The sequence below is a fragment of the Candidatus Pelagisphaera phototrophica genome, assembly GCF_014529625.1.
GTDB classification, from domain to species: domain Bacteria; phylum Verrucomicrobiota; class Verrucomicrobiia; order Opitutales; family Opitutaceae; genus Pelagisphaera; species Pelagisphaera phototrophica.
Map to the genome: position 1 here is coordinate 2,385,082 of NZ_CP076039.1, position 22,001 is coordinate 2,407,082.

Here is a 22,001-nt window from a genome sequence, read left to right on the forward strand (position 1 = left end):
TATCCAGATAAGAATTCAGAATGAGGAGCTGCTAATCCGAAAGTTGGACTCTGATAGCATTCTGGGTTGCCTACGGGCATTGAGCTTCGATTGAAGCTCATTGGACTCGGTCTTCATGTTGTCCCAAATATCGATCATGATTTTAGCTCGGTTTTGCTCTGAAATGAGATACGATTGCAGACCTGTCTTCAACACGGCTGCAACAATCTCGCTAATCTCCTCTTTACTCAAAGATTTTTTTAGCTCTTTCTCCGCCTCCCAAGGGATGAGTTTGTAGGCATTTCTAGGAAATTGGCTCATTCGCAGATTGGATCGCTCCTCGCTTTGAGTTACGAAGTGACAGAAACGGGTGAGCTGCAGTCTCAGTTCGGTATCGAGAATCAAACCTAGCCGGCCGCTATTGAGAACTTCCCTAAATGTCGTTTGCTCTAAAGGGGGTTTTTCCCTGCCGAAGGTGGACGCGAGGATGACGCCTTCAAGAAAGCTTCTTTTGTCATCAATAACCTTCCCTCGGACGAAAGGGCCGAAAAGACCGTAACACTTCTTCCTTGCGCCGAAGCCTGTCTTTAAAAATGGATATTCGGCTGATGCCAGCTATTTGGGCTATTTATTTTATTTATTGGCTCAAATTTTTATTTATTCTGAACCGATTATTCTTAAATAATGGCTCATGCTTTACAACTGGCAATGGTCTAATTGGCCAAATTTCGGGTTCGAGCTTCGGGAAATGGAGTCCGATCTCCTCCTATTCTCTGACAAAGCAGGCCAAATCGATGGCCTACTGAGAGGGCTTCCAGAAGTAGAGCGAAACGACGCTCTGACACGGATAATGTGTCTCGAAGCACACAAAACTTCTGAGATTGCAGGAGAGTTCCTCAGCTACTCGGACATATCATCATCGTTTCGCAATCTCCTGGGCATAAATGAACGCCTGGAGGAAGTCGGTAGGCGAGCCGCAGAAGGGATCGCTGAACTCCTACTCACAGCGGGGAATAAGTGGGAGGAGCCCCTATCAGAGGATAGCTTGCTCGCCTGGCACCATATGCTGATGAGGGGCAGCAATCGCCTCGATTCAGGTAGTTGGCGAGCTGGAGATGATCCAAAGCTCATCTTCTCCAATCCATTTGGGAAAGCGAAGATCCAGTTTCAAGCCCCCCCCTCCAACCAATTGCCAAACAGGATGAAACAGTTTATCGACTGGTTTAATCACAGCAGAAACACGATCCTAAACCCTCCGGTGCGATCCGCCCTCGCCCACCTTTATTTTGAGTCGATTCTCCCCTTTGAAGACGGCAATGGGAGAATCGGTAGAGTTATTGCGGACATCGCATTATCCCAAGGACTCGGTAGATCGATACCTATCAGTTTATCCGAGACGATAGAATCCAACAAAAACAGCTACTACGAAGCACTGAGAGAAGCCCGGCAAACCTACGAAGTAACTCCCTGGACACGATTCTTCCTCTCAATCATTCTGGAATCGCAAAAACGGACCGAGGATCAAGTCGAACTTGTGCTGCGCAAAACACGATACCTTACCCGCCACCTCGATCACCTTAACAAACGGCAACGGATTGCAATAACCGGCATCCTCGACAACGGGCCAGACTGTATTGAGGAAGGACTAACCGCCCGCTCCTACATGAGTCTAGCAGACGCCTCAAAGGCAACAGCGACGCGCGACCTACGAGACCTCGTCCAAAAAGAGGCCCTAATCCTCATTGGCAGCGGTCGTGGCGCACACTATGCCTTGATTCTAGATTAGATTCTTGGAGCAAATTAGGGAATTGGGCACCATTTGTCAAAATTAGGCCGTTTTCAATATCGTCGCCAAGCGCTTATATTCTTTCAAGGTTCGCTTTCTTTGCGTAAAATTAACCATTGACCAAGTGCGTCGGGATCACTTCTCGTGGCACCAGTAGGGTCGCCCCCTGCCCGTAGCTGTTCAAGGTTGAGAAGGACTTTAATCATGCCCGCCAGGCGCCGTTTAGAGCCTCTATCGTTTTGATTCAAATACCTTATTTTTAAATACTTAGAGTAAATCGAAACATCTCTAGTAAGCCCTTGCCCCTGTTTTTCAACCTGAGACCGACCTCTTTCCCAAATTAGCTTCAAGCCCATACTCTTCGAGGGTTGAAATGTATATAAAATTCTCGCTTATCCACGTTGGCCTAAAAATTGCTTGAGGACATGTGGCTGAAATTCTATAGCCCAACTTAAAAGTATTAAACTAAGAACAAAAAATGATCAGAAAATCCATTAATTTAGCTACCGCATTTATCGCGGCATGCACCATGGTATCAGTAGTGAAAGCTGGAGTGTCCGGTAATATCGCCATCCAATCCGACTACGTTTGGAGAGGTTATTCGCAGAATCTCGAAGATCCATCCGTCCAAGGTGGTTTCGATTATGAAGACGCATCAGGTTTCTACGCAGGCGTATGGGGTGCCAGTGTCGATTTTGGTGGTGATGAGAGCACCGAAGGCGATATCTACATCGGTTTCGCCAACGAAACCGAAGGCGGATTTAGTTACGATGTAGGAATTATAGAATACACCTACCACGGTGGATCAAGTGCCAGCGACTCCAACTTTACGGAATACTACCTTGGCGGTGGTTTTGCCGGATTTAGCCTCACCTACTCTATTGGCGACGAGTTCGGCGACAACATCGAGGTGGGCTACGGCTTTGATATCGAAGGGGTCTCGATTGGTGCGGCTTATGGTGACTACGATGACGCCTGGACTTACTGGACAATCGGTGTGTCAGGAGAGATCGAAGGCATCGGATGGGACTTTTCCTACTGGGATACAGATCTTGACGATGACCCGATGGGAGATGGCAGACTCGTCTTTACGATTTCAAAGTCGCTCTAGGTTTTGTAGTATCGAGACCACTTAATTTCGACTCGAGGCCGCACATGTTGCGGCCTTTTTTTTATTTGTTGCTAGGGCCGAGGCCTTTCTGCATCCACTGAGTCCGTGTTTTAGCGATTGCTGGGACAGGGATTCGTGCGTGTCCAGGCAACTTTTCCAGTCACTTCACCGTCCGTTGCACCGAAACTGGAAACGATTCAAATTTCTTTAAAGATGGACTATCAGATGAGGCCCATAAGCCGCGGCTCGTACGCATCCAAACTGATTTGCCTGTTCTGTCTCGCAATCGCATTGCTCTATCCAATCTCGCTAAATGCGGCCAATCAAGTGGTTATCAATGCCCAAGCCCACCAAGAATTTTCTATCGCAAGCGAAAACGACGACTCAAGCCAGCCGACGACCTACGCTTTCATGAAAGGGAAATTTCACGGAGGCAATCGTGCGGATCCCGCCATGGATGACTTCCCCTTTGACGAGGTCCTGCTGGACCTCTCTACGCACCTGCAAAAACAGAATTTCAAAGGAGTCCCAGATCCCAACGGAGCCAAACTTGTAATTGTAGTCCACTACGGCGTCACCTCCGTCCAAGAGAGTAACGAATCCCTCCTCGGTTACGACTCACTTGAAGACTACGAGTTTTCAGATGGAGCAGCCAATTCAGGATCAAGTGGAGGCGTGAATCTCGACGAGCTCAACGGTATCCAGGACATGCAATTCCAAATCAATGTGGAAAATGCGATCAAGGAAGGCCAACAAGGCGGAGCCTTTTACACTGCCCGCCTCCTGGGAATGGAAAAAGCCTACGTTGGCCCCATCTCCCCTCGAGAAGAATTGGAACTTAAAAATCTGCTCAGCGATCGGCGGTATTTTATGGTGCTGATGGCTTACGATCTACCGCTCATGAGGCAAGGCGAACTCGTACTGCATTGGACAATTCGATACAGCATCCAACCCATCGGTCAGAGCTTCGACCAAGCCATCAAAGACATGAACCTAGTGGCCGGCAACTACTTCGGCAAGAACATGGGTGACCTGGTCAAGAGACGCTTCACCGACAAGTCCCGCGTGGAACTCGGTAAGATTGAGGTCATTGGAACCGAAGAGATTACTGACTCCAAGAAATAGCCCCCAGCTAACCCGCGATAGCGAGGAATTTCAAGAAATTGAATATACAAGTCGGGTCGCCTAGTACCAACATGGATCAAGATTCAAGCAAGACCTCCGGACTTGCTTTGAAAGTGGGCGCTCGGATAACTCCAACCACCAAAGACAGTAAAGAGGTCTGCGACAAGTTTCGAGGCATTACCTGAGGGACACAAAGCAGCTCCTGCGACAAAGAAAAATGCACTGCCGGAGGACCTATTCGTTCCTCCCTACCCTCAATAGTCCCCCCCAGTCAGGCTGTTTAAAACCGAATCCTGCCATTCACGCAGTTCTCTCTGAAGCCGTTCCACGAGCTTCGGGTGCTTCCCGGCAACATTCGTCTTTTCAAAAGGATCCGCTAGAATATCAAATAACTCCAAGGTCGTGCCCTTCTTACCTTCGATCACGAGTTTGTATCGATTTCCCAACAACGTTCTCGGTCCGCCATAGTCTGATTTACGGATCTTAGGATGCTTCAGGTTTCTGAATGTCCGGGTATACTTGCCATCCATTTTCTTCGCCAAGGGAGTCGTTCCCTCCTGGAGTGTGGGCTCTATGTACGGCGCTCGCTTAACTGAGATCTCCGCTCCGGTATCGTATGACCAAAAGAAGATCGGCTTCGGACGCCGTGACATCTCATCTTCGAAAAGCGGTGTTAAGTCGATCCCGTCAATGGGACGATCCGGCAGCGATTGTCCCGTTAAAGCACAAAGTGTTGGCATGATATCGCTCGTTACCGCATGCACTTGCGAAATGCAATTCCCTGAGATTTTCCGCGGCCACTCAATCACACCCGGTACGCGGATCCCACCTTCATAAACGTCTCCTTTAAGGCCATGAAATGGATTGGTCATATTTCCACTCGCCGGGGTGCCGTTGTCTCCGCAATACCAAACAATAGTGTTTTCACGCAGCCCCTTTTCGTCGAGCGAGTCTCGCAGCTTACCAATCGCTCGATCCATCGCGGTTATCTCCGCGTATCGCTCCTGAAGTACGTCTCTAAAAGGGCGCGTGGTCCTCTCGCCTGTTTCGACGCTGGTGAGCGAGACTGACTTCTCCGAATACTCCCTTGGAAGGTCTTCATACAAAGCCAAGTCCTCGGGAAGAGCCATATAGGGCTCGTGAGGAGATCCAAACCAAACCACCGCCATGAACGGCTGGTGATTCTTCTCGATCTCTCCAATAAAGCGTAATGCCTCATCAATGACAACTTCCGAACTCTCGCCTGGATACATTTTGGGAGGCCCGCCGTTTTTTGAGAGAATCGGATCGAGCTCGAAAAAATTGTCGTGCGATACCCATTCTTCGAAGCCCATGGCTCCCGGGCTGGTGGGGGACTCTTCCTTTACAGGTCCGACGTGCCACTTCCCAAAGTGGCCCGTACGGTATCCTGCCTTTTTCATTACATGGCCGATCGTGATCTCTTCTGGGCGGATAGACCAATTCGGGGCAAACGTGCCGTATCGATTTGGGTGCCGACCCGTTAGAAAGCTGCCTCGAGTGGGCGAACAGGATGGGTGCCCCGAATAGAAGCGATCCATGCGCAAACCTGTAGCGGCCATCTTGTCGAGAGTGGGCGTCTTTAAATGAGGGTGACCATTATAGGCCACTTCGTCCCACCCATGATCGTCGCCCATCAGCAGAAGGATATTAGGCATCTCCGCTGCCCCGATGCGGGTAATCGAGACGATAAGGATTAGCGGGAGTAGATAGGACGGGGTGGTCAGCTTCATTTTTGTATATTGAAATGACTTCCAAATTTTTCAAACCACAAAGCCAAGTTCTTTTAGGCACCTAGGTTGAGAAGACACTTTTTAACGGAAGGAGCATTTTTGTGAAAGGCAAAACTAATAAGATCTGAGTGTTTAAACTGAAGAGGAACACATAGAATTTTTCTCCTACTTTCCTTGCCCGCCCGCTATTTTTTAACAGCAACCGAGAGTCGAAAGACTCCGACATTCTTATTCGAACATCGCGGAGACCTAAGATCGAATGGAAGCTCCTATCACAATTAGCCAATCAATTTGAAGGCCTTCTTTAGCGAATCCACGGTCACCTTGCAGGCGGGATCGTCTTCTAGATCTCGCAGGGGTTGGTTGAACGGTTCGGCCCGGACGGGCCCATCGTAGCCGATCTTGGCGAGGGCGTTGAGGAAGCCCTTGGCGTCAATAGTCCCCGTAGCGAGAGGAAGCTCCCGCTTGCCATCGAGCTGGCGGTTTTTATCGATGCTGGCAGGAGCGTCATTCAGGTCAACCAGGATAATGTCTTCTTTGTTGAGATTCTCTATGTCAGCTACCGAATCTCCCGCCTGCCACCAGTGCCAACTGTCCAACACGATACCAGCATTGCCGGTGCCTATCGCCTCGACTAGCTCTAGTATCTCCGCCATCGTATGCACAAACGGATACTTACGGGACGCGAGCAAAGTAGCTGTACCCACATACTCCATACCAAATCTTAGATCATAGGCATCGAGCACTTTGCAGATCTCTCTCAGCCGATTGGAGTGCTGCTTGAAATTTTCCAGGTAAGTCAGTTCGTCATGGCACGGCATGATCCAAGTATTGACGCGCTTAACTCCTGCCCGTTGCAGGCCAGCGGCCAGCCTGGGTAATTTCTTGAGACCTCTTTTAAAAGTGTCCTCGTCCTTACGAAAATCCACAGACAACCCCGAGGTACCCCAAACGAGCTTCTTTTCCATCAGATCGGCATTGAGAGCCTCTAACTCTCCATCACTTAATTCGGCCAAGTAGCTAGAGTGCGCTTCCACCGACTCGAACCCATGCTTGGCAGCAAGCTCAATAGCCCGAGTTTGACTGGCTTTGACGCCGATCGCACCGCAAACGAGATTGATCGTCATTTTGCGGTTCGCCGATCTCGACTGGGCAGACGCGGTACGATGCAGGGCAAATGGGGCCGCTATGCTGGCGATGGCAGTAGATTTAAGAAAATGTCTTCTTTTCATATGGGGTCGGTGTAGTAGACAAAATTGGGGAAGCCTAATCCAAGGTCAACGCCGTAGATCGTAGCTTGCATGAATTTAAAAAGAAGGCAAAACCATTTCGACGCGTTTTAGTTATGCTCAAATTTACACTATTTAAGATTCCCATCTCAGTCCATTGGATGTTCTGGCTTCTAGCTGGTTTTCTCGGCGGAGGACTGCAGGCCCAGAGCGCTCCCGACTGGCACAAGGTGCTCGTCTTCATGCTGGCAGTATTTGCCTCTATCCTGGTTCACGAGCTAGGACACGCCCTGACAGGGTTGAAGTTTGGCGCCGGACAGGCTCAGATACAACTCCACGGAATGGGGGGAGTCGCCCAGTTCGGCAGTGGAAGAATGAGCCGAAAACAGCGGATTCTAATGACGATGGCCGGTCCCGGGGCGAGTATCCTGCTAGCGATCATTTTTATCTTTGTGGCCGTGAACATGCTTAAAGGATCTCCATTTGATTCATACCCAAAATTCCTAATCGCCTATTTCGTGGATGTCATGGTCACAATCAACATTTTCTGGTCCATCATCAATCTGTTCCCTGCCCTACCGCTGGATGGAGGGCAAATCCTCCGTGTTGCCCTAGGACCTGAAAAGATAAAGCTTACTTGTATAGTTAGTTTCATTACATTGGCGGTACTCGGAATGCTGCTCTGGATTAAGACGCGGTCTCTCTACAACCTGATGGTCATGCTATTTCTTGGATCCTACACTTGGAACCTGTACCAGCAAATTCGAGAGAGATGAGCAGAGCCTAAGGCTAGGCAGGATCTGGAACTTGGTGCCCATCCTCCTGCAACTTCTACACTTTCTTTGGCAAGAGAACAAACCGGGGTAAACACAAGCGTCACCAATATCAACGGCAGGGCCCTTGTCATTGAAATTCGACTAAAGCAAATTCTGGACGTTTGTCATGCTTTTTGGGTTTGGACGATCGATTCGGCAAAAAAAAGGCGGTCCCAAGACCGCCTCCAAAGTAAATCGACTCAAAACACCCTATTTCACCGATATGGGTACTGCTACCCAACTGTTCGCCCAACGGAGGTTCATGTGGGCTCCTGCATTTGAAAGCGTGTCGAAATCAATCGTGAACCATTCGTAGTCTGGGCCATCCTGCAAAGGTAGGGTAATGCGGGCAACGTCCTGCGACTCGTCGTATTGCGTCCCCCAGGACAATTTAGAGTTAATGATAACTATGAATCTACCCCCTTCAGGTATCGAGTAGATCGAATAAGTTCCGGCGCTAATAGGCGCGTCTCCTACCATAACATCTCCGGAGAAAGTAATGGCTGTGGACTCGTTAGCCCCTGTTCGCCATACTTTGTTCTGGGGAACCAGCGACTCAACCGAACGACCTTTCAAACCCGGGCGGCCGTAATTGACGGAAACTACTGTGGTTCCTATGGTCTGGCTGATGGATGCGTTAGGGCTCGGGCGAGCCTTTTTGTCACCGCGTGCTTGGGCAAACGCAGCCATGTTACCCGCAACAAGGGCGGTGAGAGAGATCAAAGCGATTCGAACAAACAATTTCATAATTTAGTTGGTTTAAGATAATTAAGAGCTAGCTCAGATAGTAAAGCTGACCAATGACAATGGAGAGAAAGGCAATTGATCGGCAAGCCGAATCGGTGCTGAGAGAAGTTCAACGATTGTCCATATGGGCAAAGAACGGCCCCAAAGAGCTCACTCTTTTACTCGCCAACCATTCTTTACATAGGTATCACCCTATTTCTCCAATATTTTTCGCTACGCTTCATCGGCTTGAGCAACAAGGCCTTGCTTGGGGGTAGCCAACTTCTTGTTCGAGCATTTCAGCATGTCTCCCCAAAAGCCATCGTAGAACAGATTGAGGTTCCCATCGATCAGCTTGTAGGTTCCTGCATCAATCTCAACCTTGTCACCATCCAGCACGTTATAAGTACACCAACCGCCGTATGCGGGCTCCTATCCCTGAGGGCCCTCGGGAAAGCCACCCGATTCTCCTTGGAGGCAAATCGGTAGACTACGCCTGCTTGTTCTAAGGTAAGATCCGCATCACCCCTCTGAGGCAAACCTTGGAAATAGCTCGCGGGATCGTATCCGGATAGAGCTTCTGAACTCGAAACGTTAACGTGTTCACCCGGAACTTGCGCGAATGCAGTTACCAAAATTGCCAATAGAGATACGATCAGACGCATGCTGGATAGGCACTTCACGAATCGATTCTATACTCATTTTTTGGGTCCTCCAAAACCTCGAATTTTCAGCTCTATCGAACTCCAAAACGATAAATCGTAGTGGATCGATACACTTGGCCCGGATTCAAGCGAGTGGTGGGGAAGTTCGGCTGATTGGGAGAATCCGGAAAATGCTGTGTCTCTAGGCAGAATCCGTTGCGGAAACGATAACGAGCCCCCTCTTTGCCAACGACCGAACCGTCCAGAAAATTTCCCGTGTAAAACTGCACTCCCGGTTCTGTCGTCAGGACGTCGAGCGTTCGTCCCGAATGAGGTTCGTATACAGTGGCAGCCAAATCCAATGAATGAGGCGCTTCTTTGTTCAGAACGAAATTGTGATCGTACCCGCGTCCTCTTTTCAACTGCTCGTGCGAGTCGTCAATCCGATCCCCTATTTTGACGCTTCTTCTAAAGTCAAATGGCGTTCCCTCGACCAGAGCAAGCAGGCCGTTGGGAATCAGGTTGGCATCGACAGGCGTATACGAGTCCGCATTTATCACCACCTCATGATCAAGATTTTGGCCCGCTGCATGACCGGAAAGATTGAAATAGGAATGCTGAGTTAGATTCACAACGGTGGGTTGATCAGTTGTGGCATTGTATTCAATGATCCATTCATTCTGATCGGTTAACTTATAAGTTACCACCACATCCAAATTCCCTGGATAACCTTCCTCTCCATCTGGACTAAGGTGGTTAAGCCGTAGTCCGGTATAGCCCTCGCCAGAAATGGGCTCGGCATTCCATATAACCTTGTCAAACGCCCGAATGCCTCCGTGCAAGTGATTCTCGCCATTGTTTCGAGCCAGCTGGTAATCTTGGCCATCAAGGCTAAAGCGCCCTTGAGCAATTCGATTCCCGTAGCGACCCACAATAGCCCCGAGATAGGGAGACCCTTCGCCGTAATCTTTTGCTGCACTACATCCTAACACCACATCGGAGAAAACCCCATCACGATCCGGTACGTGCAACTCCATGACAATCCCTCCATAGTCGGAAACACGCATTCGGATTCTGCTCTTATTTTCTAAAATAAACTCGTTCATTAAACCCAGTTAAATTAAATTCAGAATTAGACATTCGGTCAAGCATCCTTAGAAAGGCCCGTGTGGTCAAAATACAGAGAAATGATATCGCAACGCTTGAACCGCCTGCTCCCAGTGGCGAGACCACGGGTTATCTAAGCCCTTCCCGCCCAACCCTTCGGGAGCAGAGCACACAGCGATCTCTTCAGAGGATTCCTGCGACAGAGACCACAGGGAATGTTCTAGTAGATTCAGGAGCTTGACCTTCTACCTCATTACCAAAAGCCTTTCCCCTATTCAAAGAGACTACCGCTTCCCAATCTAATCCTGTGCCCAAACCCAATTTCCTCCTAGTCCTATCTGACGAGCACCAAAAATATGTGGCTGGATGCTACGGAAACCCTCAAAACGTCACTCCTAATTTGGATGCCTTGGCAGAACGAGGGACCCTCTTCTCCCGTGCTTACACCACCTGTCCTATTTGCGTACCGGCACGGGCTTCATTGGCCACTGGCAAGTATGTCCACGAAATAGGGAATTGGGACAACGCCTTCCCTTACGATGGAAACGAGCGTTCCTGGCACCATGAAGTACGCGACGAGGGGCTGACCGTCGACTTGATCGGCAAACTGCATTTCCGAAGCGAGGAAGACGACAATGGCTTTTCGAATGAAATCCAACCCCTGCACGTGGTAGGCGGCGTCGGAGATCCATTGGGGTGCATGCGGGACAATCCAGTCCTTCGAACACGCCGCGGAGGAATCAATTCCGCAGGTGAGGGCGATACGACCTACCAGCAATACGACATTAAAAATGCGGACGAAGCCATCAAATGGCTCGAGCAACATCAGGATGATGAGCAGCCTTGGATTTTGTTCCTTTCATTCGTCTGCCCGCATCCACCATATAAGGTCAAAAAAGAGTACCTCGATAAGTTCGATCCTGAAGAGCTGCCCCGTCCGCCGCAATGGAAGCAGGAGGACTGGCCCATGCATCCACACTACACCTACATGCGGAAGTATTTCGATGCTTCTGAACCGCACACCGATGCCCAAATCAAGAATCTCATCCATGCGTACTATGGTCTTACCAATTTTCTGGATGAGCAACTAGGACGAGTACTCAATCGTCTAGAAGCGCTGGGCCTTTCTGAAGACACGAACGTACTGTACTCAACCGATCATGGTGAATGCCTGTCGGCCCGTGGCTTCTACGGTAAATTCACTCACTATGAAGAATCCGGAGGAGTGCCTATGGTTTTGGCGGGCCCGAAAGTACCGAAGGGCCAGACTTGCGATACTCCGGTTTCCCTACTGGATGTTCACGCCACTATCTATGATGGACTCGGGCTGGAAAAACCGACTCATCGCAATGCGCAGTCGCTCATCAAACTAGCGAATTCGCCGGAACAGCAGCGGAGCGTGTTTGGAGAATACCATGCGCTAAACAGTGAGAATGGTTCTTTTCTCCTTACAGACAATCGGTACAAACTGATCTACTACGCAAACCAGTCGCCGCAGTTGTTTGATCTAAAGGAAGATCCTGATGAGCTAGTTGATTTGTCTTCGAACGAAGAATACAAGAATGTCCTAAATACGATGATTAGTGAATTACGCTCAATATGCGATCCGGAAAAAGTCGATGCCCAGGCTAAAGCGGATCAGCAAGCGTTGGTCGACCGATATGGTGGAAGTCAAAAACTGAGGGCACGCGGGTTCTTCGAGAACTCCCCCGTGCCAGGCGAGGCTCCCGCGTTCAAAAACTAGCTCAAGAGTCGAGCTCGTTTTCCTGCAGCTGGATACTAGACTTGATTGCTCAACGAAACGGATTCCGGAGCAGATGCAGACCTTGAGTAATAGGCTCTAACGATCCTGAACTCTCCTTGGTTTAATCCCAATTTCAGGTGCGGCGAGGCGATACCCACGAAGCGACCTTTCCATAGGAAACGCTGCCTCCAAATATATCTAGAGCACTACCTATTGTCAGGTCCACCTTGCCTTGACCCAGTTGGTCCACGCGGTCCAGATCCTCGATACTACTGGCTCCGCCAGCATAAGTAACCGGAATCGGGCTGTATTCTCCCAATAGAGAAACCAGTTCGCCCTCTATCCCAGACATTTTTCCTTCGACGTCCACTCCATGAATAAGGAACTCATCGCAGTATTTAGATAGCTTCGACAAGTTCTCTGCCGAAACCTCCAATTCTGTGTAGCGAGTCCAGCGATCCGTGACAACCCAGTAGCCATCACCTTTCCTGCGGCAGCTCAGATCTAAAACCAGCCGATCGCGCCCAATCCCCTTAACCAGCAACTTCAATCGGTCAAAGTCGACTCGTCCTTCTGAAAACACGTAGGACGTCACAATCACATGGCTCGCGCCGGCGTCTAGAAAAGTGGATGCATTTTCAGGTTTTACTCCTCCTCCGTAGTGCATCCCACCTGGAAATGCACCGAGTGCTTCCGTGGCCGCTTTTTCATTGCCCGGACCTAAAGCGATTACGTGTCCTCCTAAAAGCGCGTCCTTTTGATAGAGCTTGGCAAACTCAGCCGGCTTATCTTCCGTCTCGAAATTTGTAAGCGCGCTTGAGCCGTCAATCGTTAGAGAGCCTCCTACGATTTGGACGACTTTGCCGTTCTTAAGATCGATGCACGGACGAAAACGCATGCTCCCTTTGTTTTCAAAATAGCTGGAAGTGCGAGTGTTTAATTAATTCAAGATTCGCTCAATTTTCCGTCAGCACGCATCAAGTTCATTATCGTGTACGTCTCGATCCCTTTCAATGTCATCTCCGATCGGGATCGAGATATTGGCAAACGACTTCGGAATCACAAGCTTATCCCAAGAACTAACCCACCAATACTGATCTGCACTACATGACATCAGAATCACCGGTGAACTCTTCGATTTTGCCAACATTATAACCCCCATTTTGGCTTCGCAGATGGGTCCCTTGTAATCGTCTGGTAGGATGATCGTCGAGTAGGCCACCTTGTTCATCAGTCGCTAGAAACGCCCAAATCCTTCGTTGCCTGCCCGTGAAGTTGATCCCCGCTCAGCGCGAGCACCGATTGGCAACCCAAAAATGGCTCCAATCTCCCCTACCTTAGACAAGCTCGGCATCATTGCGATTTTGAACCTTTTTTTGGATGAATCGTTTGCGAATTAAGATCGTAAAATAAAAGATCCGGTCATGCTAGGCTGAGAGAATGACGGGATCGCATCCTGAAATCAGTTTCTCAAAACGGTATATACAGCAGGTACTACTATAGATACAACAATCAGGTGAATCAGAATCGAAGAAAACACGCAGTTAGAAAGGAACCCCGGACTTACCCGAAATCGAGTTTCCCTCTAAAATGATTTTCGTACACCAATATACATCTGGGTACATCGTTCTTGTATACCAGCTACAGACTCTAATTTCGCCGCTTCCTCCTCGCTAATATTGACTTACACGTTTTAAAATACGAAATCTCTCGGATATCCAAAGGTCAGTCTAGTTCTGCAAATTGCCGAACCAGAGCGGAAATTAGATGAACTAAAACAATGGACCGGCGATGGGATTAGAAGCTTCCTGATCACATAGCACTTCTTCTGGAAAGCGGTCAATATACCGGTTCGATTACCTACTATCCTACGCTATTCTGCTTTTTTCGGCCCCACCACCTCTAGAAGACCGCTAAACCCAAAAGTAGCCAAGAGCTCGAGCGGCCGAATCATCCTCCGATTTGCCATTCGAACAAGCTTGCAAATCCCCCGTTATCGTTAGAGTTGCCGATTAAATCATGTTCGTGAGAATTGGCAGAAAAGGGATATCTTTTGTCAGTGAATTAGGAGAATTGACAATCTTCGGAGCGTCTTCCTTGGGTTCTCTGTTTCGCCAGCGACAAACTTATGAAAAGCTAACGCGCTCAATCTACGAAATTGGGGTAAGATGTATCCCCATAACCTTGATTGTCGGGCTTTTTACCGGATTGGTACTGGGGCTTCAGCTCTATTATGTTCTTACAAAGTTTAGCTCTGTAAGCCTTCTAGGACAAGCAGTTGCACTTTCAATCATCATGGAGATCGGCCCAGTCTTCACCGCAATAATGATCGTGGGACAAGCTGGATCGGCTCTATCCGCTGAGATTGGAATTCAGCGAAATGCCGAACAGATCGACGCGTTGCAGACCATGAACATAAATCCGCTGGCGTTCCTGGTTTCGCCGCGACTCTACGCGGCATTGATTTGTTTCCCGATTCTGACAGCGTTTTTCGATATTGTTGGAATTTACGGGGGGCACTTGACGGGCGTCAGCATGCTTGGAGTCGACCAAGGTGCCTATTGGAGCCGGATCTACGAGGCTGTGAGCGTCAAGAACGTCATGGATGGGTTTTACAAAGCCCTGACTTTTGGCCTTCTAACCACCGTTATATGCGCCTTTCAAGGCTACTATACCCATGTGAAAGCGAGCATTCCGGGAGCTCGTGGCGTTTCCCAGACAACCACTCGCGCGGTTGTGTTCTCAAGCATCGCAATACTCTCAAGCGATTACCTGCTGACCTCTCTCCTTCTCGAAAAATGAGCGTCACCTTTCTCCAACTTAGAGGTCTCAGCAAACGGTTCGGCCCCCAGGTCATATTGGACGCGATCGATCTAGATATTCCGCTGAACTCGCATACCACTGTGATTGGGAGAAGTGGCATAGGAAAGTCTGTCTTGCTCAAGTGTATTTCTGGACTCCTGAAACCCGATGCTGGGACGATCAGGCTTAGCAATTCCACGAAATCCATTCCGCAGTTCGCTTACATGTTTCAGCAGAATGCGCTTTTCGACTCTCTCAATGTTTTTGAGAATATCGCCCTTCCCCTGAGAGAGAAAGAAAAAGTCTCCGCTCAGAAGCTATCCGAGCAGGTGAACCGTCTGATAGACCAGCTGGACCTTCAAAACGCAGCTACAAAGTACCCCGCTGAAATATCGGGAGGAATGAAAAAGCGCGTTGCCCTCGCCCGGGCACTCATAACCAAACCCGAGATTATCCTATTCGATGAGCCTACCACAGGGCTCGATCCTGAGAGGAAATTTTCCGTATTCGACATGATCCGCGACTATCGACAGCAATTCGGATTCACCGTATTGATGGTTAGCCACGACGTACCTGAGGCCTTTGGCATTACGGACCAAGTTGCCTGGCTGGATGCGGGAAAGATTAGATACTGGGGACCACCTAGCGACCTTCTTGAATCGCCTCCAATGGAGTTGGCTGGATTCCTTAACCCAAAGCTTTCAACCGACAAACCTGCCGCATGAACCAGAAACGAATCGAATTTTCCGTTGGGATTTTTATCCTCATTGGCATCGCAGCCATTCTGTATCTCGCTATTCAAATCGGGAGCAGCCGCTTTTTTGGATCCGACGCTAGAGTCATCGATGCAAGATTCACCAATGTCGGAGGTCTCAATGAAGGCAGCAACGTTATGATAGCCGGAGTTAAAGTTGGTTTGGTGGGTGACATCACTCTTGATACGGAAAACCTCGTCGCCATGGTGCAACTAAAGCTTCACACGGACCTATCCATTTACGATGACGCCATTGCGTCGATAAAAACCAACGGCTTAATCGGCGACAAGTACATCGCCCTAGATCCAGGTGGAGGCGGGTTTGAGCTAGAAGATGGCGAACCGATCGTGGATACAGAGCCCGCACTCGATATAGAAAGTCTCATTAGCCGTTTTGCATTTGGGAGCCTAGAAAAGGGAGATTAGTCCAAACCCGGTTCATTTTTTAAAAAACTATTTTAAACGTAGTCTCCATCTCCGATGCTTGAAATCTTTGGATTTATTTGCGCAATCCAACTCGCTTCCTCGCACGTATAGGAATCGAGCAGACTTACTAGAAACGCCATGAACTCTTTCTCTCTCCGTTCGCTTTTCGCTATTTTGCTACTAACTGTAGCTGTGCTGCCAAACTTGCGATCCAACGATCTAAATAACACTAAGGACGCTCTAGAGTCTACCCTCAATCGGCTGCTAGACGTTCTTCACGCAAATCACAGCACTGCTCCATATTCTGTGAAAAAGGATCAGATTATTGGGATTTTAAACCAGCAGTTCTCTTTCGACGTCATTATTCAACGTTCGCTTGGTCGCAATTGGAACAAGCTCAATGACTCACAGAAAGACGAGGTCTATACGCTCATAACCGATTTGGTCTTACAAAGCTACACGCTGGAGCTTCAGGACGGACCCCGTCCCGAGCTAACCTTCTACGAGCCCAAAGTGATCACCTCGAGTAAAATTGTAATCGAATCCATCGTCCTGCTAAACGAATCAAAAATCAATATTAGCTACCGCTTGGCAAATATCAAAGATCGTGGTTGGCAGGTATATGACGTACTTGTCGAGGGTATTAGCATGGTTAGCAACTATCGTAAGCAATTCGACGAGCACTTTCTGAAAAAATCTGCTTCCGAATTAATTGATCTCCTCAAGACCAAATTTAAGGAGGCCTAGTCATGAAACATCTGATACGTTCTGGAATTCTTTTCGCCATGATTGCGATGTGGGCCCTTTGCTCGAAAGCGGCCGCCGATGACTTCGTCGACTTGGACGACTTATTGGAAATGGATGAACTCTTTGACGACGATGGCACCTTAGCAAGAGGAGCGTCTGCCGCAATTGCAGATCCACTCAAGGGACTCAATCAAGCCATTTTCGGATTTAACGATGCGGCATACAAAAAAATCTTTCAACCCTTCACTCGGCAGTACGTTAGAGTCATACCCAAGGAAGCCAGGAAAGGCGTCGTCAATTTCTTCAACAACCTGGAGTATCCGTTGCGCTTGGTAGGCAGCCTACTCCAATTCCGTTTCGGGCTAGCCTCCCAGGAGACAGGCAAATTTTTCATCAATACAACTGCGGGCATGGCCGGTTTCATGAATGCCGCCCGAGTGTTTGAAGGTCTACAGCCCCCCAAAGAAGACATTGGACAGGCTTTCGGAGCGTGGGGATTTAAGCATGGATTCTACTTCGTCCTCCCATTTCTCGGTCCCACAAGCTTGCGTGACTTTGTCGGCAGAATCGGGGGAAACTATGTCGATCCAATATCCGAGCCCTGGACACAAGTTGACGATTCCACCGACCGCTTAATTCTGACGGCCGTCGACACAGTGAATGATCTTCCCGAGATCATCGATGTCTATAATTCCATTACAGGATCCGCCATCGACCCATACACAGCAGTACGGGACGCTTATGCCCAACTTCGAGCTGCACAGATAGCCAAGTAAGAATTCGTCCTCCTTTTTTTAGCAATAGTGGAGGCGATAAACTTCCACAGGCAAATTCAACGCAGCGTTCTACCGATCAGTTATCTGACCGGTCTTTCGCATCGCTGAGGATCGCCTCTTTGAGCCTTTCCAAGTTCTCTCGCGTTTTCGACTTAGTCGCCTCCAGAGTGCTTTCGTCTGCAACCGGCTCGCTCCCGAACAAGTAGAACTTTATCTTGGGCTCAGTTCCGCTACCGCGTACGGCATACCGATAACCATTCTCAAGTTCGAGGAAATAGAGATCCTGCTTAGGAATCTCTTTTCCATCAGGATCCACAACAGTCTCCACTCCAAAGTCCGTAAATTTCGACACATTGGCCCCCAGGAATTCGGTCGGAGGATTTGACCGATAACTTTTCAGAATATTCTCAATCTTGGCGGCTCCCGCCGCACCTTCATACACGATTTGACCGAGATACTCCAGAAAGTAACCATATTGGAGATACAGACTATCAAGGTAATCAAGGACCGTGCGGCCTTCTTTCTTCAAGCTAGCCGCCAGTTCACAGAAAATCACGCTAGCCGCATTCCCATCCTTGTCTCGAACCGAATCGGTTGGCAAATAACCGTAGCTCTCTTCTCCACCGAAGACGTAGAAAGTGCTGTATTTTTGCAGCAGCTCAGATCTTTCCTTTTGACTGAGTTGATCATAGTCTAAGGCACTGCCAAACTCTTTTTCATAGGAGGCTTTAAGCTCTTGCTCGTAAAGATGAAGCTTTTCGCCAATCCACTTGAATCCAGTAAGTGTATTAATCGTTTTGATACCATGATTCCCGGCGATTGCATCCTGCATGGGCGATGTTACGAAAGTCTTAATCAAAGCCGAAGACTGAGTCCCCTCTTGAGGAATCCAGCCCATAGTCTTGAGCTTCCTTATACGGTAATCAGCCATCATGGCTCCGATCTGGTTCCCCGTAACCAAAACCATTTTGCCCTCATCGTTTTTTACCGCAACCCCCATCCGGTCACAATCCGGATCGGTACCGAGGAGTATGTCCGCACCTTCGAGCTCAGACAATTCAATTGCCAGACTGAGTGCCTCCGCGTTCTCAGGATTGGGCGACTTAACGGTTGGAAAATTCGAGTCTTGGACCATCTGCGGCTCGACGAGTAGTGGCTCTAGGCCTAACTTCTCAAGGGCCGGAAGCGTGGATACCGCACCCGTTCCATGAATTGGTGTGAAAACGACTTTCAAATCCGAACCTTCCAGGGCACTACGATCAATAACCGTTTCAACCACTGCTGCAATATAGGCTTCATCATGCTCTTGACCGAGTGTTTTCACAGCATCTATATCAATCGCTAGGTAGTCTTTTAATCCACTCAATGGAGCAGACTCCACTTCATGAATTACTCCTTGATCGTTCGGCGGTACCAGCTGCCCCCCATCTTCAAAATACGCTTTGTATCCATTATCATGAGGCGGATTGTGGCTGGCAGTAACAACAACGCCACAGGTAGCCCCTAGACTTCGAACCGTAAAGCTCAATTGAGGAGTGGACCGCGGTCCATCAAAGATAAATGCCTCTCCTCCACAACGCGTCCAGACTGATGCAGATAATTGACAGAAGTACCGCGAAAAGTGCCTAACATCATGCGCGATGACGAGTTTGGGGACGAATCCAGAACCCTTTTTCTCCAGATACTTCCGAGCATATTCGAACAATCCGATCGTGGCCTTGGCCACAGTGTATTCGTTTAGCATGTTGGATCCAACTCCGGGGATAGCTGGGACTCCGGTTTGATCCATGTCACCTTTTTCTGCGGTGGTGGATGTCGCTCCTATTGTACGACCTCTTAGCCCTCCTGTACCGAACGCGATGTTCTTGTAGAACCTATTGTTTAACTCTTCCGCGTTGCTGGTCTCAACTAATTCTGTAAGGCTGACCAGAGATTCTGGCGAAAGGAACCCTCCCGTAAGCCATTTTCTAATATTAGTGGCGGCTGACTCCAGTAGTCCTCCGCCGTTTTGCAGTTCTTCAATCTGCTCGGCTAGTGAAATATCCATCGCGATCAGTAGGGCGACATTCTTTTCTAGAATCAATTTCTTTTGTAGGCGAGATTCCTCAATTTGCCTGTTGCCCGACCCAAAATAATAACCATCTTCGTTTCTCTCATACGAGAGAATAATCTAGCAAGCGATGTCGGAACAAGACTTCACATACATTATCGGCCACAAAAATCCGGATGCAGACTCAATCTGCTCGGCAATCGCTTACGCGAATCTCAAGACCCTCCAAGGGCACAAAGGGTTCATTCCTGCCCGATGCGGCAACACCAACGCTCGAATTGAAACGATTCTCAATAAGTTCAGCCAGCCTGTGCCCTTATTCATCGGAGACGTTTCCCCGCGAGTTCGAGACATAATGGTGCGCGACGTGGTCAAAGTACACGAGAACGCTACCCTGTTTGAGGCATTGGAGTTGATCGATGAGTATGACGTCCGAGTGCTTCCAGCAGTAAACGACGAAGGCAAATTAAAAGGGTTTGTATCCATTTATCAAATGGGTGACTACTTCATTCCGAAATTCAGCGAGCCAAAGGCGATGCGCCAGGTTCACACGAGCATCAATGACGTTGCGAATGCGCTTCGCGCAGATGTCAAAGTCACTCGAAATCCTGATAGCCTTGAAGACATGTATGTCAAAATCGGTGCTATGGACATTCGGTCTTTTGGGAAGTTTACCGGTTCAGACGAGATCCCTGCCAGCGAAACCATTATTATCGTTGGAGATCGTTGGGATATTCAACAGAGGTCGATTCAAATCGGGGTACGACTTCTCGTAATCACTGGTAGCCTCGGAGTAGACCCAGAAGTAATCGAGCTCGCTCGTGAAAAAGGCGTCTCCCTCATCATCAGTCCGCTTGACTCTGCAACCACCGCTTGGACGATTCGAACGGCAACTAGAATTTCAAAAATCATAGAGACTCAAATTGTCGTCTTTAGCCCAGACCAACTCGTAAAGCAACTCGGCTGGCGGGTGACAAATTCGAACGCCCAAGCATTCATGGTGACCGACGATTCAGAACGTCTGCTGGGGATTTTCAGTAAAACCGACATTCTTAAGCCCAAGAAAACCAAGCTCATACTCGTGGATCATAACGAGATGAGCCAAGCAGTTCCGGGTGCAAAGGAAGTAAATATTGTCGAGGTCATCGACCATCACCGTCTCGGAATCAACACTGCCCAGCCAATTCGCTTTATCAACGATCCCGTAGGGTCAACATGCACAATAATTGCCGAACAGTTTCGCAAGAGCGACATCGAACCTTCGCCAGAGATCGCGGGTGTCATGATGTCAGGTATCATCTCTGACACGTTGAATCTATCCGGGCCCACCTCCACGAAGCAAGACTCGGAAGCGATGCAGTGGCTGGAAAACATCGCGGGAGTTACAGCGACAGATCTTGCAACGGAAATCTTCGATAGTGGATCTATCATTCTTACTATGAGTCCTGAAGAGATAATAAAGGCCGACCAAAAATTCTATGAAGAAAACAGCTTGAAGTTTTCTGTTTCGCAAATTGAAGAACTCGGATTCCAAAACTTCTGGAGCAGCGAAGATCCATTGATGAACGCTTTGGATCAAGTGGTTAAATCAGAGTCCCTGGATTTCGCCTGCGTTTTGATTACCGACATCAACAAACACAATTCGATCTTGATGGTCTCTGGGCCCGACGAATTCGTGAGCAATATTTCCTACCCCAACATTCACGAGGGTCCGATTTTCGATCTCAAAGGAGTCGTGAGCCGGAAGAAGCAGCTGATTCCGTTTATTACAAGCACTCTAAAAACGATCGCTCCCGTTCGCTAGGGTGTCCTATATAATCTCCGCTAATGCCGAATCCACCACAAACCGTTCTCCAAATAGGATGAATTCGGTGCGGACACACTTTTTTACCCCCATTATTGATATGAAAAGCTCCTGCCCGAACAGCGACATGGGTATTGTCAATTTTGACTCGTGACCGAGCTCTTCCAGAGACCCTTTAAACCCATCTCCAACGACATTGGCCAATTCTCCGCAAACGTCGAAAGCCATGTCCGGAACTGAATGGGCAGTCGCTTCGCTCGTAATCCGAGTCGCGATTTTCTCAATAAGCGACGGATTGAAAAAGAGGTATACCACTCTATTGATCTCTCCTACGAACCCAACCAACCCACAAACAAACCGCCCTCTGCATCGTCCCCGAACCTGGGAGTCGAAATCTGAGTCTTTGACAAATCTTCAGAACCGGTAAAAAGACCTTTTCGCCAACCATCGTCTCGCATACGTTACAAACAGATTTCGCAATCTTGCTTTCGAGAACTTCGTAGCGAATATCCAGCAGACTCATTCGATAAACTAAATTTTCATGGATAAGCAAGGAGCGAGCGAACTCAAGCCTGAAGAATTTCAATTATATCCGACTGCTCGTTTGCCAGAATCATCTATAAAA

The 22,001-nt window shown here is 48.7% G+C and carries 21 protein-coding genes; 11 read left to right on the forward strand and 10 right to left on the reverse strand.

Features of this window, described 5'->3' with window-relative positions:
- Window positions 1-15: 15 nt before the first annotated feature.
- A complete protein-coding gene (locus GA004_RS10195; protein WP_283393754.1) occupies window positions 16-384 on the reverse strand; it encodes a hypothetical protein in 369 nt (122 codons plus the stop codon).
- 286 nt (window positions 385-670) lie between these two features.
- Here GA004_RS10195 and GA004_RS10200 point away from each other — a divergent pair, with 286 nt between their 5' ends.
- The 3 genes from GA004_RS10200 (at window position 671) to GA004_RS10210 (ending at window position 4,001) form a co-directional block, all read left to right on the forward strand.
- Window positions 671-1,765, forward strand: a complete 1,095-nt coding sequence (locus GA004_RS10200; protein ID WP_283393755.1) for a Fic family protein — start codon at window positions 671-673, stop codon at window positions 1,763-1,765.
- A 478-nt stretch (window positions 1,766-2,243) separates the two neighbouring features.
- A complete protein-coding gene (locus tag GA004_RS10205) occupies window positions 2,244-2,876 on the forward strand; it encodes a TorF family putative porin (RefSeq protein WP_283393756.1) in 633 nt (210 codons plus the stop codon).
- A 225-nt stretch (window positions 2,877-3,101) separates the two neighbouring features.
- A complete protein-coding gene (locus GA004_RS10210) occupies window positions 3,102-4,001 on the forward strand; it encodes a hypothetical protein (protein ID WP_283393757.1) in 900 nt (299 codons plus the stop codon).
- A 254-nt stretch (window positions 4,002-4,255) separates the two neighbouring features.
- On the opposite strand, the gene GA004_RS10215 is transcribed toward GA004_RS10210, so the two are convergent.
- Entirely contained in the window at window positions 4,256-5,752 is a 1,497-nt protein-coding gene (locus tag GA004_RS10215; protein ID WP_283393758.1) for a sulfatase family protein, read from the reverse strand.
- Window positions 5,753-6,030: 278 nt separating this feature from the next.
- Window positions 6,031-6,984 (reverse strand): sugar phosphate isomerase/epimerase family protein, encoded by a 954-nt coding sequence (locus GA004_RS10220; protein WP_283393759.1) that lies wholly within the window; start codon window positions 6,982-6,984, stop codon window positions 6,031-6,033.
- A 113-nt stretch (window positions 6,985-7,097) separates the two neighbouring features.
- Between GA004_RS10220 and GA004_RS10225 the strand changes: the two genes are divergently transcribed.
- Window positions 7,098-7,757 carry a metalloprotease gene (locus GA004_RS10225; RefSeq protein ID WP_283393760.1) on the forward strand — a complete coding sequence of 220 codons (660 nt, stop codon included), beginning with the start codon at window positions 7,098-7,100 and terminating at the stop codon, window positions 7,755-7,757.
- A 249-nt stretch (window positions 7,758-8,006) separates the two neighbouring features.
- On the opposite strand, the gene GA004_RS10230 is transcribed toward GA004_RS10225, so the two are convergent.
- The 3 genes from GA004_RS10230 to GA004_RS10240 form a co-directional block, all read right to left on the reverse strand.
- Window positions 8,007-8,543, reverse strand: coding sequence for a DUF2911 domain-containing protein (locus GA004_RS10230; protein WP_283393761.1), 537 nt, complete (start codon window positions 8,541-8,543; stop codon window positions 8,007-8,009).
- 213 nt (window positions 8,544-8,756) lie between these two features.
- Entirely contained in the window at window positions 8,757-8,921 is a 165-nt protein-coding gene (locus GA004_RS10235; RefSeq protein ID WP_283393762.1) for a hypothetical protein, read from the reverse strand.
- 337 nt (window positions 8,922-9,258) lie between these two features.
- Window positions 9,259-10,272: an aldose epimerase family protein gene (locus GA004_RS10240; RefSeq protein WP_283393763.1), complete on the reverse strand. Its 1,014-nt coding sequence runs from the start codon at window positions 10,270-10,272 to the stop codon at window positions 9,259-9,261.
- Window positions 10,273-10,580: 308 nt separating this feature from the next.
- On the opposite strand from GA004_RS10240, the gene GA004_RS10245 reads away from it, so the two are divergent.
- Window positions 10,581-12,017 (forward strand): sulfatase family protein, encoded by a 1,437-nt coding sequence (locus GA004_RS10245; RefSeq protein WP_283393764.1) that lies wholly within the window; start codon window positions 10,581-10,583, stop codon window positions 12,015-12,017.
- 133 nt (window positions 12,018-12,150) lie between these two features.
- Here the strand turns inward: GA004_RS10245 and hisA are convergent, their stop codons facing one another.
- Window positions 12,151-12,915: a phosphoribosylformimino-5-aminoimidazole carboxamide ribotide isomerase gene (hisA, locus tag GA004_RS10250; protein ID WP_283393765.1), complete on the reverse strand. Its 765-nt coding sequence runs from the start codon at window positions 12,913-12,915 to the stop codon at window positions 12,151-12,153.
- A 69-nt stretch (window positions 12,916-12,984) separates the two neighbouring features.
- Window positions 12,985-13,248, reverse strand: a complete 264-nt coding sequence (locus tag GA004_RS10255; RefSeq protein WP_283393766.1) for a lysophospholipid acyltransferase family protein — start codon at window positions 13,246-13,248, stop codon at window positions 12,985-12,987.
- Between the two features lie 788 nt (window positions 13,249-14,036).
- Here GA004_RS10255 and GA004_RS10260 point away from each other — a divergent pair.
- The 5 genes from GA004_RS10260 (at window position 14,037) to GA004_RS10280 (ending at window position 17,522) form a co-directional block, all read left to right on the forward strand.
- Window positions 14,037-14,819 carry an MlaE family ABC transporter permease gene (locus GA004_RS10260; RefSeq protein ID WP_283393767.1) on the forward strand — a complete coding sequence of 261 codons (783 nt, stop codon included), beginning with the start codon at window positions 14,037-14,039 and terminating at the stop codon, window positions 14,817-14,819.
- Window positions 14,816-15,544 carry an ABC transporter ATP-binding protein gene (locus tag GA004_RS10265; RefSeq protein ID WP_283393768.1) on the forward strand — a complete coding sequence of 243 codons (729 nt, stop codon included), beginning with the start codon at window positions 14,816-14,818 and terminating at the stop codon, window positions 15,542-15,544. The genes GA004_RS10260 and GA004_RS10265 overlap by 4 nt, the downstream gene beginning before the upstream one ends.
- Window positions 15,541-15,999, forward strand: a complete 459-nt coding sequence (gene mlaD / locus GA004_RS10270) for an outer membrane lipid asymmetry maintenance protein MlaD (RefSeq protein ID WP_283393769.1) — start codon at window positions 15,541-15,543, stop codon at window positions 15,997-15,999. Before GA004_RS10265 ends, mlaD begins: the two co-directional genes overlap by 4 nt.
- Before the next feature lie 138 nt (window positions 16,000-16,137).
- Complete coding sequence (locus GA004_RS10275) at window positions 16,138-16,746, forward strand: MlaC/ttg2D family ABC transporter substrate-binding protein (protein WP_283393770.1); 609 nt, start codon at window positions 16,138-16,140, stop codon at window positions 16,744-16,746.
- Between the two features lie 2 nt (window positions 16,747-16,748).
- The gene (locus tag GA004_RS10280; RefSeq protein ID WP_283393771.1) at window positions 16,749-17,522 is read left to right on the forward strand and encodes an MlaA family lipoprotein; all 774 of its coding nucleotides are present in this window, start codon (window positions 16,749-16,751) and stop codon (window positions 17,520-17,522) included.
- A gap of 76 nt (window positions 17,523-17,598) precedes the next feature.
- On the opposite strand, the gene GA004_RS10285 is transcribed toward GA004_RS10280, so the two are convergent.
- On the reverse strand, window positions 17,599-19,605 hold the full coding sequence (locus GA004_RS10285; protein ID WP_283393772.1) for a phospho-sugar mutase: 2,007 nt from the start codon (window positions 19,603-19,605) through the stop codon (window positions 17,599-17,601).
- A 97-nt stretch (window positions 19,606-19,702) separates the two neighbouring features.
- On the opposite strand from GA004_RS10285, the gene GA004_RS10290 reads away from it, so the two are divergent.
- Window positions 19,703-21,376 carry a putative manganese-dependent inorganic diphosphatase gene (locus GA004_RS10290; RefSeq protein WP_283393773.1) on the forward strand — a complete coding sequence of 558 codons (1,674 nt, stop codon included), beginning with the start codon at window positions 19,703-19,705 and terminating at the stop codon, window positions 21,374-21,376.
- A gap of 6 nt (window positions 21,377-21,382) precedes the next feature.
- On the opposite strand, the gene GA004_RS10295 is transcribed toward GA004_RS10290, so the two are convergent.
- Entirely contained in the window at window positions 21,383-21,721 is a 339-nt protein-coding gene (locus GA004_RS10295; RefSeq protein ID WP_283393774.1) for a chemotaxis protein CheX, read from the reverse strand.
- Window positions 21,722-22,001 lie beyond the last annotated feature (280 nt).

Bases quoted from the DNA above. Each gene is read 5' to 3' on its own strand.
- GA004_RS10200 (WP_283393755.1), top strand. From the start codon at position 671: ATGCTTTACAACTGGCAATGGTCTAATTGGCCAAATTTCGGGTTCGAG.
- GA004_RS10205 (WP_283393756.1), top strand. From the start codon at position 2,244: ATGATCAGAAAATCCATTAATTTAGCTACCGCATTTATCGCGGCATGC.
- GA004_RS10210 (WP_283393757.1), top strand. From the start codon at position 3,102: ATGAGGCCCATAAGCCGCGGCTCGTACGCATCCAAACTGATTTGCCTG.
- GA004_RS10215 (WP_283393758.1), bottom strand. From the start codon at position 5,752: ATGAAGCTGACCACCCCGTCCTATCTACTCCCGCTAATCCTTATCGTC.
- GA004_RS10220 (WP_283393759.1), bottom strand. From the start codon at position 6,984: ATGAAAAGAAGACATTTTCTTAAATCTACTGCCATCGCCAGCATAGCG.
- GA004_RS10225 (WP_283393760.1), top strand. From the start codon at position 7,098: ATGCTCAAATTTACACTATTTAAGATTCCCATCTCAGTCCATTGGATG.
- GA004_RS10230 (WP_283393761.1), bottom strand. From the start codon at position 8,543: ATGAAATTGTTTGTTCGAATCGCTTTGATCTCTCTCACCGCCCTTGTT.
- GA004_RS10240 (WP_283393763.1), bottom strand. From the start codon at position 10,272: ATGAACGAGTTTATTTTAGAAAATAAGAGCAGAATCCGAATGCGTGTT.
- hisA (WP_283393765.1), bottom strand. From the start codon at position 12,915: ATGCGTTTTCGTCCGTGCATCGATCTTAAGAACGGCAAAGTCGTCCAA.
- GA004_RS10255 (WP_283393766.1), bottom strand. From the start codon at position 13,248: ATGAACAAGGTGGCCTACTCGACGATCATCCTACCAGACGATTACAAG.
- GA004_RS10260 (WP_283393767.1), top strand. From the start codon at position 14,037: ATGTTCGTGAGAATTGGCAGAAAAGGGATATCTTTTGTCAGTGAATTA.
- GA004_RS10265 (WP_283393768.1), top strand. From the start codon at position 14,816: ATGAGCGTCACCTTTCTCCAACTTAGAGGTCTCAGCAAACGGTTCGGC.
- mlaD (WP_283393769.1), top strand. From the start codon at position 15,541: ATGAACCAGAAACGAATCGAATTTTCCGTTGGGATTTTTATCCTCATT.
- GA004_RS10275 (WP_283393770.1), top strand. From the start codon at position 16,138: ATGAACTCTTTCTCTCTCCGTTCGCTTTTCGCTATTTTGCTACTAACT.
- GA004_RS10280 (WP_283393771.1), top strand. From the start codon at position 16,749: ATGAAACATCTGATACGTTCTGGAATTCTTTTCGCCATGATTGCGATG.
- GA004_RS10290 (WP_283393773.1), top strand. From the start codon at position 19,703: ATGTCGGAACAAGACTTCACATACATTATCGGCCACAAAAATCCGGAT.